The sequence below is a fragment of the Acidovorax sp. BL-A-41-H1 genome (assembly GCF_051942715.1).
The window spans coordinates 1087672-1102016 of record NZ_JBPVJQ010000003.1; the positions used below are offsets into that span (position 1 = coordinate 1087672).

The window sequence follows — 14345 nt, forward strand, 5'->3', positions numbered from 1 at the left end:
CTGCGGTGCGGCACGGCGCTGCCTTGAAGGGCAGGCCTGCACCACATCACATCTCTTCGCTCCAGCAATGTCCGTCTCGCGCAATCATCGCGCTCGCAGCATTCGGCCCCCAGGTACCGGGTGCATACGGGCGCGGGCCCGCAGGGTCGTTCTTCCAGTACTGCAGGATGGGTTCCACCCAGCGCCAGGCTTCTTCCTGTTCGTCGCTGCGCACAAACAGGTTCAGGCGGCCGGCAATCACGTCCAGCAGCAGGCGCTCATACGCACCCACGCGCTCGGCGCCAAAGCGCTGGTCGAAGTCCAGGTTCAGGTGCACTTGCGACAGGGCCGGCTCCGTCTGGTGCTGGGCGGCGCCCTGGGCCATCAGGTGCAGCTCCAGCCCGTCCTTGGGCTGCAGGTTGATCACCAGGCGGTTGGCCGCACCGGCGGCCGTCTTGAAGATCGGGTGGGGCACGGGCTTGAAGTTGACGACGATGTGCGCATCGCGCCCCGCCAGCCGCTTGCCGGTGCGGATGTAGAACGGCACGCCCGCCCAGCGCCAGTTGCTGATCTCGGTGCGCAGCGCCACAAAGGTCTCGGTGGTGCTGCCGGCAGCCACGCCTTTTTCCTGCGCGTAGCCGGGCACCTGCTGGCCGTGCACATTGCCCGCGGCGTACTGCCCGCGGATCACATGCTGGCCAATCGTTTCCATGCTCCAGGGCCTGAGCGATTGCAGCACCTTGAGCTTTTCATCGCGGATGGCGTTGGCGCCCGAGTTGATGGGCGGCTCCATGCCAATCGCGCACAGCAGCTGCAGTGCGTGGTTCTGCACCATGTCGCGCAGTGCGCCGGTCTGGTCGTAGAACGCGCCGCGCGACTCCACGCCCAGCTCCTCGGCAATGGTGATCTGGATGTTGGCAATGTGCTCGCGCCGCCACAGGGGCTCGAACAGCGCGTTGCCAAAGCGCACGGCAAACAGGTTCTGCACCGACGGCTTGCCCAGGTAGTGGTCGATGCGGAAGACCTGCTCTTCCTTGAGCACGCGGCGCAACGTTTCGTTGATGGCCTGGTTGGACTTGAGGTCGTGGCCCAGCGGCTTTTCGAGCACCACACGGGTGGTGGGGCCGTTCAGGCCCACGGCGGCGATCTGCTCGCACACGTTGGTGAACAGGCTGGGCGCGGTGGCCACATACATCACTACCGATTCGGCCGCGCGCTCTTTGAGCATGGCGGCCAGCCGCTCGTAGTCCTGCGTTTGCGACAGGTCCATGCGCAGGTAGTGCAGCAGGGCGGCAAACTGCTCGAACTCTTCAGGGGCCGGGCGCTTGGCCAGGTCCACACCGTCAAAGCGCGACCGGATCAGGCTGCGGTATTGTTCGTCGCTCAGGTCGTCGCGGGCCACCGCGATGATGCGGCCCCCCGTGGGCAGCGTCCCGTGGCGGAAGGCCTGGAACAGCGCAGGCATCAGCTTGCGCCAGGCCAGGTCGCCGGTTCCGCCAAACAGGACAAGGTCAAAACTCATGGGGTCTCCAACTCGGGTGGGCTTGGTAGGTGTGAGGCTCGAAATTGTAATCACGTTACATGAAATTGTGTAGTCCTAAGCCTGATAAACGCTTTTTGACATTTTTGCGGCCCTGAATGTTTGTCAAAACGTGTAATCAAGTTACCATGCGCCCGTTCTGAAGATTCCGCTATCCGCCATGCACCTCCGTTGCGACCAGACCCCCCAGTGGCCCGAACTTGCGGTCCACTTTGCCCAGCGCGGGCGCCAGTTCGACCTGCGTGATGCCTTCGCGAATGACGCGGGGCGGTTTGCGCATTTCAGCCAGCAGGCGCCGCATGTGTTTGCAGACCTGTCGAAGAACCTGTGGGACAGCACGACCGAGGGCTTGCTGCTGAGCATGGCGCAGGCCTGCGGCCTGGCCCAACACCGCGACGCGATGTTTGCGGGGGAGCCCATCAACAACACCGAAGGCCGCGCGGTGCTGCACACGCTGCTGCGCCGCCCCGCCGGGCTGGCGTTGCCGGGCGACGGTCCCGAAGTCGCTGCGCAACTCGCGCAAGTACACGGCACGCTCGACGCCATGCTGGCCTATGCCGACGCGGTGCGCGGCGATGACGCCATCACCGACATCGTGAACATCGGCATCGGGGGCTCTGACCTGGGCCCGCACATGGCCGTGCTGGCGCTCGAAGAATTCCGCGCACCGGGCAAGCGGCTGCACTTTGTGTCCAACGTGGACGGGCACGAGCTGCACAGCGTGCTGCAGGGCTTGCAGCCGCACAGCACGCTGTTCCTGATTGCATCCAAGACCTTTACCACCGCCGAAACCATGACCAACGCCGCATCGGCGCGCGCATGGTTTGACGCGCAGGGCGGCACCGACGTGGCGCGCCACTTTGCAGCGCTCACCACCAATGTGGATGCGGCGCGGCAGATGGGCATCCACACCACCTTCGGCTTCTGGGACTGGGTGGGCGGCCGCTACTCGCTGTGGTCGGCCATCGGCCTGCCGCTGGCCATCTCGATCGGCGCTGCGCGGTTTCGCGAATTCCTGACGGGTGCCCACGCGATGGACGAACACTTTCGCACTGCACCGCTGGCGCAGAACCTGCCCGTGCGCATGGGCCTGCTGGACGTGTGGTACCGCAACTTCCACGGCTTTGCCAGCCGCTGCATCGCGCCGTACCACGCGGCCCTGCGGCGCCTGCCGGCCTACCTGCAGCAGCTGGAGATGGAAAGCAACGGCAAGCGCGTGGACCAGGATGGCCGCACGCTGCCCTACGCCACATCGCCCGTGCTGTGGGGCGAGCCCGGCACCAACGGCCAGCACGCGTTCTTCCAGATGCTGCACCAGGGCACCGATGTGGTGCCGCTCGAATTGATCGCAGTGCGCCAGCCCACGCACCCGCTGCCCGGCCACCAGGGCAAGCTGCTGGCCAACGCCCTGGCGCAGGCCCAGGCGCTGATGGTGGGCAAGGCCAGCGATGCCGATGCGCACCGCCACTTCCCGGGTAACCGCCCCAGCACCTTCTTGCTGCTGGATGCGCTCACACCTGCATCGCTGGGCGCGCTGATCGCGCTGCAGGAGCACCGCGTGTTTGTCAGCGGCAGCCTGTGGGGCATCAACAGTTTTGACCAATGGGGTGTGGAGCTGGGCAAGGTGCTGGCCAGGGACATCGAGGCGCGGCTGGCCAGCGGTGATGTGACGGGGCTGGATGGCTCCACCGCCGGGCTGCTGGGCATGCTGCGCAGCGGCGACTGACCTGCTGCAAGCGGGAAACGACCTGCCGCGCTGTGGCAACTGGCTTTGAGGGGCTGTGGATTCTCCTCGCGCCAATCACTCCCCAGTCCATTCAGGCTGAGCCGGTCGAAGCGCCGCACAAAAGGTCAGCAGCCCCGCTAAAGCCGCTCTGACGGCCCTTACCCATCCAACGGATCGCCCATGAATCCGTGCCATGAGACTTCGCACATGACCCCGCCCTTGCCCGATTTCCGCTCGCCCGATTTCCTGCGCGCCCACCTGCGCGAAACCATGGCGTTCTACGACCGCACGGCCACCGACCCCAGCGGCGGCATGTACCAGTTCTTTCTGGACGACGGCACAGTGACCGACGCGCGCACGCGCCACCTGGTCAGCGCCACGCGCTACGTGGTCACGCACGCCATGCTGCTGCGCACCACCGGCGACGAGCGCTACCGCACCGGCATGCTGCATGCACTGCAGTTTCTGCGCACGGCCTTCCTCGACCCTGCCACCGGCGGCTACACATGGCTCATTGACTGGCATGAGGGCCATGCCCGCGTGCTGGACGCCACCCGCCACTGCTACGGCATGGCGTTTGTGATGCTGGCCTACGCCCGCGCTTTCGAAGCCGGCGTGCCCGAAGCCCGCGATTGGCTGAGCGAGGCCTTCGACACCGCCGAGCAGCACTTCTGGCAACCCGCCGCTGGCCTGTACGCCGACGAGGCCAGCCCCGGCTGGCAACCGGCTGCTTACCGCGGCCAGAACGCCAACATGCACGCCTGCGAGGCCATGATCTCGGCCCATCGCGCCACGGGCGAGCGCCGCTACATCGAGCGCGCCGAGCAACTGGCGCAAGGCATTTGCCAGCGCCAGGCCGCCCTGTCAGACCGCATCAGCGCCCCGGCGGCCGAAGGCTGGGTGTGGGAGCATTTCAACGCCGACTGGTCCGTGGACTGGGACTACAACCGCCACGACCGCACCAATATCTTCCGCCCCTGGGGCTACCAGGTCGGCCACCAGACCGAATGGGCCAAGCTGCTGCTGCAGCTGGATGCGCTGCTACCGGCTGACTGGCACCTGCCGTGTGCCGAGCGCCTGTTCAACGACGCCATGGCCAAGGGCTGGGATGACGAGCACGGCGGCATCTACTACGGCATGGCGCCCGACGGCAGCATCTGCGACGACGGCAAATACCACTGGGTGCAGGCCGAAAGCCTGGCCGCCGCTGCGGTGCTGGCCGTGCGCACGGGCGACGCGCGCTACTGGCAGTGGTACGACCGCATCTGGGCCTACTGCTGGGCCCACTTTGTGGACCACGAACACGGCGCGTGGTTTCGCATCCTGCACCGCGACAACCGCAACACCACCCGCGAGAAGAGCAATGCGGGTAAGGTGGACTATCACAACATGGGGGCGTGTTATGACGTGCTGGGGGTGGTGGGCACGGTTTGAGTGCAGGAAGATTTAGATATGAGATGACTTCCGCTTTTCAGCTAGTTGGGGTTCCGATCAGTGCCCCAACCATCCTCGATCCTAGGAAGCCTCCATCGATGAGCCCACATTGGCTGGAAATCTCTTTTCTGAGGTGCATCGCCTTTGCGCTCTCTGTGTCTGTTGGAGAGGACCAAAATGAGGAAGCACCGTTGGTCGGAGCAAATGCCGCCACTATCAAAGCTTCGCTCCCATTTCTTGTGACAAGTTCGACGTAGTTCTTTGGGAAGCGCCCGATCGTTATGTACGAGCGCACCGAACCGAACTGTGCCAGGGGATAGCGAATTTGAATGGATGAGAAGAATGCGGAGACAAAGTAGATAGTCACTTGTCCAGTTCGCGGATCGATTTCAACCCGGCGGCGACTTTGCACTGCTTTTATCCAGCCACCCACCAAGGCTGTCACGGCGAATAGGGTTGCTGTGACCATCGAGGTTTTGGTCAATTCCCCAAGAGCGATGGCGCGCAATGCTTCCAGCATGAGCGCGCCAATCAGCATGTACACAAGAACGTACGAAACCTGATTCCGAGCTTGAATTGGCATTCGAGGTGGTTGAGTTAAATAGAGGAAACATGGGGTGATCGCTATTTGAGCAGCTTGCGGATGTCGCAACTCGCACGGTCATTGCCGTCGTGGTGATCAATCGAGTGGGCGCACTTCGTCTAATCGGCAAGTCAATATCGCGGTGGGTCCCCCGCTGGTGGTTCAGATGGTGAAAAGATTGACAGGTAGCCCAGCTACAGTCACTTGGCACCTGAACAGCGACCCTGCCGGTACTGCTGCCTCCTGTTCCCCCGCCGGCCTCCCCTTACGGGCCGAAGTGACATAGAGCGTCCGCAAATCCTCCCCCCCAAAACACACCATCGTCGGGCACTGCACCGGCACTGCAATGCGCTGCAGCACCTCACCCGCTGGCGATAGCTGCAGCACGCAAGCCCCCTCGTACATCGCAACCCAGTAGTTCCCGTCCACATCCACCGCTGCGCCATCGGGCCGGCCGCCGTAGGGCTGGCCTTCGACCTTGCGGTCGAACTGCACCCAGGGGCGGCGGTTGGTGATGGTGCCGGTGGCCACATCAAAGTCAAAGCGGTCGATACGGTGCTCTGGCGTGTTGGACCAGTACATCGTGCGGTTGTCGGGGCTGAAGGCCAGGCCGTTGGCGGTGAAGTTGTCGCCGGCCATCTGCTCCACCGCGTAACCACCCGCGCCGACTTGCAGGCGCCACAGGGCGGCGTCGGGCGCTATGCGCGGGGTGACCATGGAGCCCGCCCAGAAGCGGCCGGCGGTGTCGCAGCGGCCGTCGTTCAGGCGCAGGCGGGTCACATCGTGGGGCGGGTTGGGCAGGGTGGCCAGGCAGTGCAGGGCGCCGGTGGCTGGGTCCAGCAAATAAAACCCATCACGTAACCCGATTACTATCTTTCCATCGGTTACAGGTGCGCAGCAGGCGGGCTCGCTGGGGGTCTTCCACGTCCACTCCTGCCCAGTGGCCGGGTGCCAGGCGCGCAGGGCAAAACCTTCGATATCGCACCAGTACAGGCGCTGCTGGGCGGGGTGCCAGAAGGGCGATTCGCCGAGTTCGGAGGGTGCAACAGGCAGGATCTGCAGGGTCATGGCTTGATGTGGCGTGGTTATCGAGTTACATTCTAAGCCCTCACAAAACGGGCGCCCGCGCCGGGCCGCCTGATTCCTTCGATGGAGCATTGCATGCATTCAACAGTAGCGCGCGTGACGGCCCGCATCATTTCACGCAGCGCAGAAACGCGCGCGGCTTACCTTGCGGTGGTGGACGCGATGATCGCCCGCAAGCCCCCGCAAGACCGCATGGGCTGCGCCAACCTGGCCCACGCCTACGCCGCGCTGCCGGGGTCCGAGAAGTTCAAGGTCACGGTCGAGAAGGCGCCCAACATCGGCGTGGTGACGGCCTACAACGACATGCTCTCGGCCCACCAGCCGTACCAGGCGTTTCCGCCAGTGCTGCGCGACGAAGCTGCACGCCATGGCGCCACGGTGCAGGTGGCGGGCGGCGTGCCAGCCATGTGCGACGGCGTCACGCAGGGCACCCCCGGAATGGAGCTGTCGCTGTTCTCCCGCGATGCCATTGCCATGGCCACGGCGGTAGCGCTGTCCCACGATGTGTTCGACGGTGCGCTGCTGCTGGGCGTGTGCGACAAGATCGTGCCCGGCCTGCTGATCGGCGCGCTGCACTACGGGCACCTGCCTTGCGTGTTTGTGCCGGCAGGGCCCATGGGCACCGGGTTGTCGAACAAGGATAAATCCAAGGTGCGAGAGCAGTACGCCCAGGGCCTGGTCGGCCGCGACGAGCTGCTCAAGGCCGAATCGGCCGCGTACCACAGCCCCGGCACCTGCACCTTTTACGGCACGGCCAACAGCAACCAGATGCTGCTGGAGGCCATGGGCCTGCATGTGCCCGGCGCGGCCTTTGCCCCACCGGGCACCGCGGAGCGCGAGGCCTTCACCCGCCAGGCCGTGCGCACGGTGCTCGACATCGGCAAGCGCAGCCCGCGCTTCACGCCCATCGGCAAGCTGGTGGACGAGCGCTGCATCGTCAACGCCATGGCGGCGCTGCTGGCCACCGGCGGCTCTACCAACCACCTGATCCACTGGGTGGCGGTGGCGCGCAGCGCCGGCATCCTGATCGACTGGACGGACTTTGACGAGCTGTCGTCGGTGGTGCCGCTGCTGGCCCGCGTGTACCCCAATGGCGATGCCGATGTGAACCAGTTCGAGGCCGCGGGCGGCCCGCGCTGGATCCTGCGCGAGCTGCTCAAGGGCGGCTTCATGCACCCCGATGTGCTGAGCATCAACGAAGGCGGCATTGCCGCAGGCGGGCAGGGCGCCCCCGAGGTGTCGGGCGACGAAACCGTGCTGCGCCCGGTAGACCGCCCGTTTTCGGCCACGGGCGGGCTGCGGCTGCTGCAAGGCCGGCTTGGCCGCGCGGTGATCAAGGTATCGGCCGTGCCGGAAGACCGCCACATCATCGAGGCCCCCGCCCGCGTGTTCGATTCGCAAGAAGCCCTGCTGGCCGCCTTTGCCGCGGGCGAGGTGCAGCAGGACATGGTGGCCGTGGTGCGCTTTCAGGGCCCGCAGGCCAATGGCATGCCCGAGCTGCACAAGCTCACGCCGCCGCTGGCCGTGCTGCAGAACCAGGGCTTCAAGGTGGCGCTGGTGACCGACGGTCGCATGAGCGGCGCATCGGGCAAGGTGCCCGCTGCCATCCACGTCACGCCCGAGGCGATGGCGGGCGGCCCGCTGGCCAAGGTGCTGGATGGCGACATCGTGCGCGTGGACGCCGTGGCCGGTACGCTGGATGTGCTGGTGGACGAAGCCACCTGGGCCGCGCGCCCGCTGGCGCCTTACACCGTGCCCCCCGCTACCGGCTTTGGCCGCGAGCTGTTTGCCAACTTCCGCCGCCATGCGGGCGGTGCCGAGCAGGGCGCCTGCACCTGGCTGTAGCAGGTCGCACCCTTTGAGTCGCTGCGCGCCTTCTTCCTCTCTCGCTGCGTGGGAGAGGGCGCATTGGCCTGAAGCTCGCCCCCGTCATACGCCGCATGCGGCGCCCCATACCAAGGAGTATTCCCATGAACCCCGTTGACATCGCCACCCACGGCCCGGTCATCCCCGTCATCGTCATCGACCGCGTGGAAGACGCACTGCCCCTGGCCGAGGCCCTGCTGGCCGGTGGTGTGAAAGTGCTGGAAGTTACCTTGCGCACCCCGGCAGGCCTGCCGTCCATCGAGGCCATTGCCCGCAGCCTGCCCGAAGCCATCGTGGGCGTGGGCACGGTGCTCAATGCCGACGACGCCCGCCGCGCCAGCGAGGCCGGTGCTCGCTTTGCCGTGAGCCCCGGATACACGTCGGCGGTGGGCAGCGCCTGCAAGGGCCTCAACTTGCCGCTGCTGCCGGGCGTTGCAACCTCCAGCGAAATCATGACTGCGCTGGCCGATGGGCTGACGTTTCTCAAGCTGTTTCCGGCCGAGGCGGTGGGTGGCATTCCGCTGCTCAAGTCGTGGGCCAGCCCGTTTGGCCAGGTCAGCTTCTGCCCCACCGGCGGCATCACGCTGGCCACTGCGCCCAACTACCTGGGGCTGCCCAACGTGCGCTGTGTGGGTGGCTCGTGGCTGACGCCGGCTGATGCCATCCGCAGCGGCGACTGGGCGCGCATTACCCAACTGGCGCGCGAGACGCACGCGCTGCGCGGCGCCTGACGGAGCCGCTGGCGTTGGCCTTTGGGGGCAGGCGTTAAAGGCCTGTGGCGAGCCTGGCGGGCAGATTTTGAATGGAATAGGCCGCTAGCGCTTGATTTATATGCTTTTATAGCTATTTAATTGATAGCATTCAGGGGGTTCGCCGATGGACGTTGAGGGCGGCGTCAAACGGCACCTCTTCTTGTCCGTCCGACCAAAGAAAAAGGGCCGCTTGCGCGGCCCTTCTTTTTCTTGCAGTGAGCGGTAAGGCTCAGCCGGGCAATTACATGCCCATGCCGCCCATGCCACCCATGCCGCCCATGTCAGGCATGCCTGCGCCGCCGGCGCCAGACTCGTCCTTCGGGGCTTCAGCAACCATGCACTCGGTCGTCAGCAGCAGCGATGCCACGGAGGCAGCGTTTTGCAGGGCCGTACGGGTGACCTTTGTGGGGTCCAGGATGCCCAGCTCGAGCATGTCGCCGTAGCTGTCGTTGGCAGCGTTGAAGCCGAAGTTGCCCTTGCCGGCCAACACAGCGTTTACCACCACCGAGGCTTCGCCACCGGCGTTGTTCACAATTTCGCGCAGGGGCGCTTCGATGGCCTTCAGCACCAGCTTGATACCGGCTTCCTGGTCAGCGTTGTCGCCCTTGATCGAGTCGCCCACGGCTTGCTTGGCACGCAGCAGGGCCACGCCACCACCGGCTACAACGCCTTCTTCCACAGCTGCGCGCGTGGCGTGCAGTGCGTCTTCCACGCGGGCCTTCTTTTCCTTCATTTCGACTTCGGTGGCAGCGCCGACCTTGATCACTGCCACACCGCCGGCCAGCTTGGCCACGCGCTCTTGCAGCTTTTCGCGGTCGTAGTCGCTCGTGGCTTCTTCGATCTGCACGCGCACTTGCTTGACGCGGGCTTCGATGTCAGCAGCAGCGCCAGCGCCGTCGATGATGATGGTGTTTTCCTTGCCCACTTCGATGCGCTTGGCCTGGCCCAGGTCGGCCAGGGTCACCTTCTCGAGCGTCAGGCCCACTTCTTCAGCGATGACCTTGCCACCCGTCAGGATGGCGATGTCTTCCAGCATGGCCTTGCGACGGTCGCCAAAGCCAGGAGCCTTGACAGCCACAACCTTCAGGATGCCGCGGATGGTGTTCACGACCAAGGTAGCCAGGGCTTCGCCTTCGACTTCTTCGGCAATGATCAGCAGCGGACGGCCAGCCTTGGCCACTTGCTCCAGCGTGGGCAGCAGGTCGCGGATGTTGCTGATCTTCTTGTCGAACAGCAGCACGAAGGGGTTGTCCAGAATGGCGGATTGCTTTTCTGGGTTGTTGATGAAGTAGGGCGACAGGTAGCCGCGGTCAAACTGCATGCCTTCCACGACGTCCAGTTCGCTGTCCAGCGACTTGCCGTCTTCCACGGTGATCACGCCTTCCTTGCCAACCTTGTCCATGGCGTCAGCGATCAGCTTGCCGATGGTTTCGTCGGAGTTGGCAGAGATCGAGCCGACCTGTGCGATTTCCTTGGAAGTGGTGGTGGGCTTGGAAGCCTTCTTCAGCTCTTCGACCAGGGCCGTCACAGCCTTGTCGATACCGCGCTTCAGATCCATCGGGTTGATGCCGGCGGCCACGTACTTGAAGCCTTCGCGAACGATGGCCTGGGCCAGCACGGTGGCGGTGGTGGTGCCGTCACCAGCGTTGTCGCTGGTCTTGGAGGCCACTTCCTTCACGAGCTGGGCGCCCATGTTCTGCAGCTTGTCCTTGAGTTCGATTTCCTTGGCCACGGACACACCGTCCTTGGTCACGGTAGGGGCGCCGAACGAGCGCTCCAGCACCACATTGCGACCCTTGGGGCCCAGCGTGACCTTGACCGCGTTGGCCAGAATGTTCACGCCTTCAACCATGCGAGCGCGGGCTTCGCCGCCGAAAACTACGTCTTTTGCTGCCATTTGGAGCTCCTGAAAATCTAAAAACTTGAAACGAATAGCGGGGGGTGGGGAAAGAAAGCGTAGCGAGCAGGTGTCAGGCTAGGCGCACGGAGCGCAGCAACCGGAACGTACTTCCTGTACGTGAGGATTGCGAGCACCGCGCAACGACGCCTGGCGCCTGCGCAGTAGCTTTATTTCTCCACAACGGCGAACAAATCGTCTTCTTTCATGACCAGCAGCTCATCGCCGTTGACCTTGACGGTCTGGCCCGAGTACTTGCCGAACAGAACGCGGTCGCCGACCTTCACGCTCATGGCAATGCGGTCACCGTCTTCGTCGTGCTTGCCTGGGCCTACGGCCAGCACTTCACCCTGATCGGGCTTCTCAGCCGCGTTGTCGGGGATGACGATGCCGGAGGCGGTCTTCGTTTCGCTTTCGATGCGCTTGACGATCACGCGGTCGTTCAGAGGGCGAAGGTTCATTGCATTGCTCCTGTTTCGGTAAAAAAGCTGAAAGGCTGACTCGGCGCCCGGATCATCCGGACGCACCAAACTTCCTTCGGAGGGTGTTGTTAGCACTCATCCTTGGCGAGTGCTAATGATACGGGCATTTGTGACAGTTTCAAGGCCCGAGGTCTGCAGGGGATTGATGAGCGGAGGCGCTTCACGCCGAGCGGGCCGGAATTGCGGCGGTTCATCTCCAAAGGACCCTACCCCTATGGGGCTTCCAATTCACATTTGAACAACCTATTTCCGGAAGGCTGCAGTACCATCCAACAACTTGTAACAGTTCGCCGCAGGCGCCCACCATGCAGCCTCCTTCCTTGCCCTCTTTCGAGGTGGTTTTCAGGCACCTGCCTGACGCGGTCTTTCTGATTGACCCGCAGACCTCCAGCATCCTCGACTGCAACGAAGCGGCCCTGGCACAGGTGGGATTTGAGCGGGGCGAGATCGTGCAGCACTCGGTGTTGAGCCTTCAGCGCGATGTGGTCGGGATTGAGCAGTGGGGCAGCATTGCCCAGGCGATCCGCGATGCGCGCGGGTATTACTTCATCGGGCAGCACCGGCACAAGAGCGGCGCCGAGGTGCCGGTCGAGGTGCATACCAGCTGCTTTGTGCACGAAGGGCGCGAGCTGTTTCTGTCCATCGCCCGCGACATCACCCAGCGGGTGGCCACCGAACGGGACATGGCCAACCGCGACGTGCAGCTGGGCTATGCGCTGTCTGATGCATCCGACGGCCTGTGGGACTGGAACCTCACGACCAACGAGGTGTTCTTCAGCCCCCAGCTCAAGCGGATGCTGGGTTACGGCCCGCAGGAGATGCCGCCCGAACTGCAGACCTGGGCAGACAACGTGCACCCCGACGATGCAGCCCGGGTGCAGCGCGTGCTGCGCGAGCACATTGACGGACTGCGCGAGCGCTATTCGGCCGAATACCGGCTGCGCAACCGCAATGGCCACTACCTCTGGGTGCACGACCGGGGACGGGTCTGCGAGCGCGATGCCGATCGCCGCCCCACCCGCGTGGTGGGCATGGTCGAGAACATCACCGACCGCAAGAACACCGAGCTGGCGCTGCAGGAAATCGCTGCACACGATGTGCTGACCGGCCTGCTCAACCGCCGCGAGTGCGAACGCATCCTGCAGCAGCAGCTGGACCTGTGCCGCCGGTTGCGCGTGCCCATGGGGGTGTGCCTGTTTGACCTGGACTGGTTCAAGCGCGTGAACGACCGCTTCGGCCATGCCGTGGGTGACACCGTGCTGCGCGGCGTGGCCCGGCTCGTCAAGGACCAGGTGCGCTCTACCGACTACCTGTTTCGCTGGGGGGGCGAGGAGTTTCTGATGTTGTGCACCGACATCAGCCTGCACGACCTGATCCTGCTGGCACACCAGCTGCGCGGCAAGCTCGAGAGCGCCGTCTGGCCCGAGCTCGGCGACGCCGGCCCGGTCACCTGCAGCTTTGGCGTGGCGGTGTTCCCGGACCACGGCCACACCGTTCAGGACCTTTTCATGTCGGCCGACTCGGCCCTGTACCGGGCCAAGGCCAATGGGCGCAACAGGGTCGAATGCGGCGCCACAGTGCAGCCTGCGGGAGACGTCTCCGGCTTGGATGATCCGCAGGCCACCCAACCCCAGCCGCTGGGGTAATGACGTCGCCGCGCTAATGGCGCGTGCGCCCGCCGTCGACGGAACTGCATGGCCCGCGTGGGCGCGCAGTGCGCTGGTCGGGGGCGGGCCATCGGGCCGATCGATTCCAGCGCGCACTTCGACAGCGTGACCGCTGCTGCGCGCCTCCGTAGGCGCATCGTGATCTCAGGGCCGCGGTGTCAGCCCCAGAAAATGATCGAGCATGTGGAAGTGGTCCTCAAAGAACTCTTCCTCGCGCCCGCGCAGCGCCTCGATGGGCACCCACCGCGCTTCCAGGGCGTCGTCATCTGCCTGTACAGCGGGCATGGCGGCATCGCCCAGGTCAAAGTAGTGCGCGTGGGTGATGGTGCGGCCGCGCTGGCTGCGGTCGGGGTGGTCAAACACGGCCACCGCCTGCAGGGCTGCGCGCATGGTGGACTCGGGCAGGTCGCAGTGCGTTTCTTCGGTCAGCTCGCGCAGGCATGACTGCCACACCGTTTCGCGTTGCTCGATGAAGCCGCCGGGTACGGCCAGTTGGCCCTTGCCGGGTGCATGGGCGCGGCGGATGAGCAGGATCTGGTCCTGGCAGCGCAGCACGGCATCGACCGTGACAAACACCGGCGGGTAGGGCGCGGCCGACCAGGCTTCGCGGTAGCCGCGCAGCATGCGCCATTCCTCCTGCAGTGCCGGGTAGGCCGGAGTGGCCGCAAAGTCTTCGAGTGCCGCCAGCGTACCCGCAGGCAGCTGTGCGGCCAGCGGCGCCAGCGCCTGCGCGGACTGCCCGGGAGCTGCGCCAAAGTACGCGTCGCGCACGGCGGTGGCGTCGATGGCTCCCTGGCGCTCCATGTGGATCAGCTCCCAGCCCGGAAAGGCGCGCAGGTAGCCGCTGGTGGCGTCCTTGAAATGGCCCACCAGTCCGATGCGTGCGCCGTGCGGCACCAAGCCCGCCACGCCAGCGCGCACGGCTTTGACCCACACCGCCTCGTTGTAATAGTCGCGCACGGGCAGCACCTGCAGCCGCGCGCTGTCGGCAGCGGGCAGTGCGGCGCGCAGCATGGCCTCGCGCTCTTGCCAGGTGAACGGGTTCTTGGGCGAGCGCGCCTGCCATGCCGATCCCACCACCACGATGACGGCCCGGGCGCTGCCGAGCGCCCGCTCGAGCAGGGCCACATGCCCGCTGTGCACGGGTTGAAAGCGACCGATGTAGATGGCGGTGTCGTACATATGTCTCCGGTATGTCCGGTGTCTCCGGTGGCAGGGCAGCCCGTGCGGTGGCGCTGGCGCCGTTCGGGGTTTTTTAGGTATTTTTGGCTCCCGGCGCTTGTTGCAAATGCCTGGGTAGCTACTATTTTTATAGTAATTTTACTGCTGTGCG

Annotated in this window: 11 protein-coding genes; 5 read left to right on the forward strand and 6 right to left on the reverse strand. The window is 64.9% G+C overall.

Going from position 1 to position 14345, the window contains the following annotated elements; genetic code table 11:
* Positions 1-46 precede the first annotated feature (46 nt).
* A complete protein-coding gene (zwf, locus tag ACTPOI_RS05870; RefSeq protein WP_440107318.1) occupies positions 47-1501 on the reverse strand; it encodes a glucose-6-phosphate dehydrogenase in 1455 nt (484 codons plus the stop codon).
* A gap of 178 nt (positions 1502-1679) precedes the next feature.
* Between zwf and pgi the strand changes: the two genes are divergently transcribed.
* Entirely contained in the window at positions 1680-3245 is a 1566-nt protein-coding gene (pgi, locus tag ACTPOI_RS05875; RefSeq protein WP_440107320.1) for a glucose-6-phosphate isomerase, read from the forward strand.
* Positions 3246-3452: 207 nt separating this feature from the next.
* Positions 3453-4679, forward strand: coding sequence for an AGE family epimerase/isomerase (locus ACTPOI_RS05880; protein ID WP_440107322.1), 1227 nt, complete (start codon positions 3453-3455; stop codon positions 4677-4679).
* A 37-nt stretch (positions 4680-4716) separates the two neighbouring features.
* On the opposite strand, the gene ACTPOI_RS05885 is transcribed toward ACTPOI_RS05880, so the two are convergent.
* Entirely contained in the window at positions 4717-5223 is a 507-nt protein-coding gene (locus ACTPOI_RS05885; protein WP_440107324.1) for a hypothetical protein, read from the reverse strand.
* Between the two features lie 201 nt (positions 5224-5424).
* Positions 5425-6330, reverse strand: a complete 906-nt coding sequence (locus ACTPOI_RS05890; protein WP_440107326.1) for an SMP-30/gluconolactonase/LRE family protein — start codon at positions 6328-6330, stop codon at positions 5425-5427.
* 93 nt (positions 6331-6423) lie between these two features.
* Between ACTPOI_RS05890 and edd the strand changes: the two genes are divergently transcribed.
* Both edd and eda read left to right on the forward strand, forming a co-directional pair.
* Positions 6424-8193, forward strand: coding sequence for a phosphogluconate dehydratase (gene edd / locus ACTPOI_RS05895; RefSeq protein WP_440107328.1), 1770 nt, complete (start codon positions 6424-6426; stop codon positions 8191-8193).
* 125 nt (positions 8194-8318) lie between these two features.
* Positions 8319-8945 (forward strand): bifunctional 4-hydroxy-2-oxoglutarate aldolase/2-dehydro-3-deoxy-phosphogluconate aldolase, encoded by a 627-nt coding sequence (gene eda / locus ACTPOI_RS05900; RefSeq protein WP_440107330.1) that lies wholly within the window; start codon positions 8319-8321, stop codon positions 8943-8945.
* Positions 8946-9207: 262 nt separating this feature from the next.
* On the opposite strand, the gene groL is transcribed toward eda, so the two are convergent.
* Together groL and groES are read right to left on the reverse strand one after the other, a co-directional pair.
* Positions 9208-10863: a chaperonin GroEL gene (gene groL, locus ACTPOI_RS05905; protein ID WP_300461464.1), complete on the reverse strand. Its 1656-nt coding sequence runs from the start codon at positions 10861-10863 to the stop codon at positions 9208-9210.
* Between the two features lie 170 nt (positions 10864-11033).
* A complete protein-coding gene (groES, locus tag ACTPOI_RS05910) occupies positions 11034-11324 on the reverse strand; it encodes a co-chaperone GroES (RefSeq protein ID WP_069103693.1) in 291 nt (96 codons plus the stop codon).
* Positions 11325-11650: 326 nt separating this feature from the next.
* Between groES and ACTPOI_RS05915 the strand changes: the two genes are divergently transcribed.
* The gene (locus ACTPOI_RS05915) at positions 11651-12991 is read left to right on the forward strand and encodes a sensor domain-containing diguanylate cyclase (RefSeq protein WP_440107333.1); all 1341 of its coding nucleotides are present in this window, start codon (positions 11651-11653) and stop codon (positions 12989-12991) included.
* A 165-nt stretch (positions 12992-13156) separates the two neighbouring features.
* Here the strand turns inward: ACTPOI_RS05915 and ACTPOI_RS05920 are convergent, their stop codons facing one another.
* Entirely contained in the window at positions 13157-14194 is a 1038-nt protein-coding gene (locus ACTPOI_RS05920; protein WP_440107335.1) for a bifunctional nicotinamide-nucleotide adenylyltransferase/Nudix hydroxylase, read from the reverse strand.
* Positions 14195-14345 lie beyond the last annotated feature (151 nt).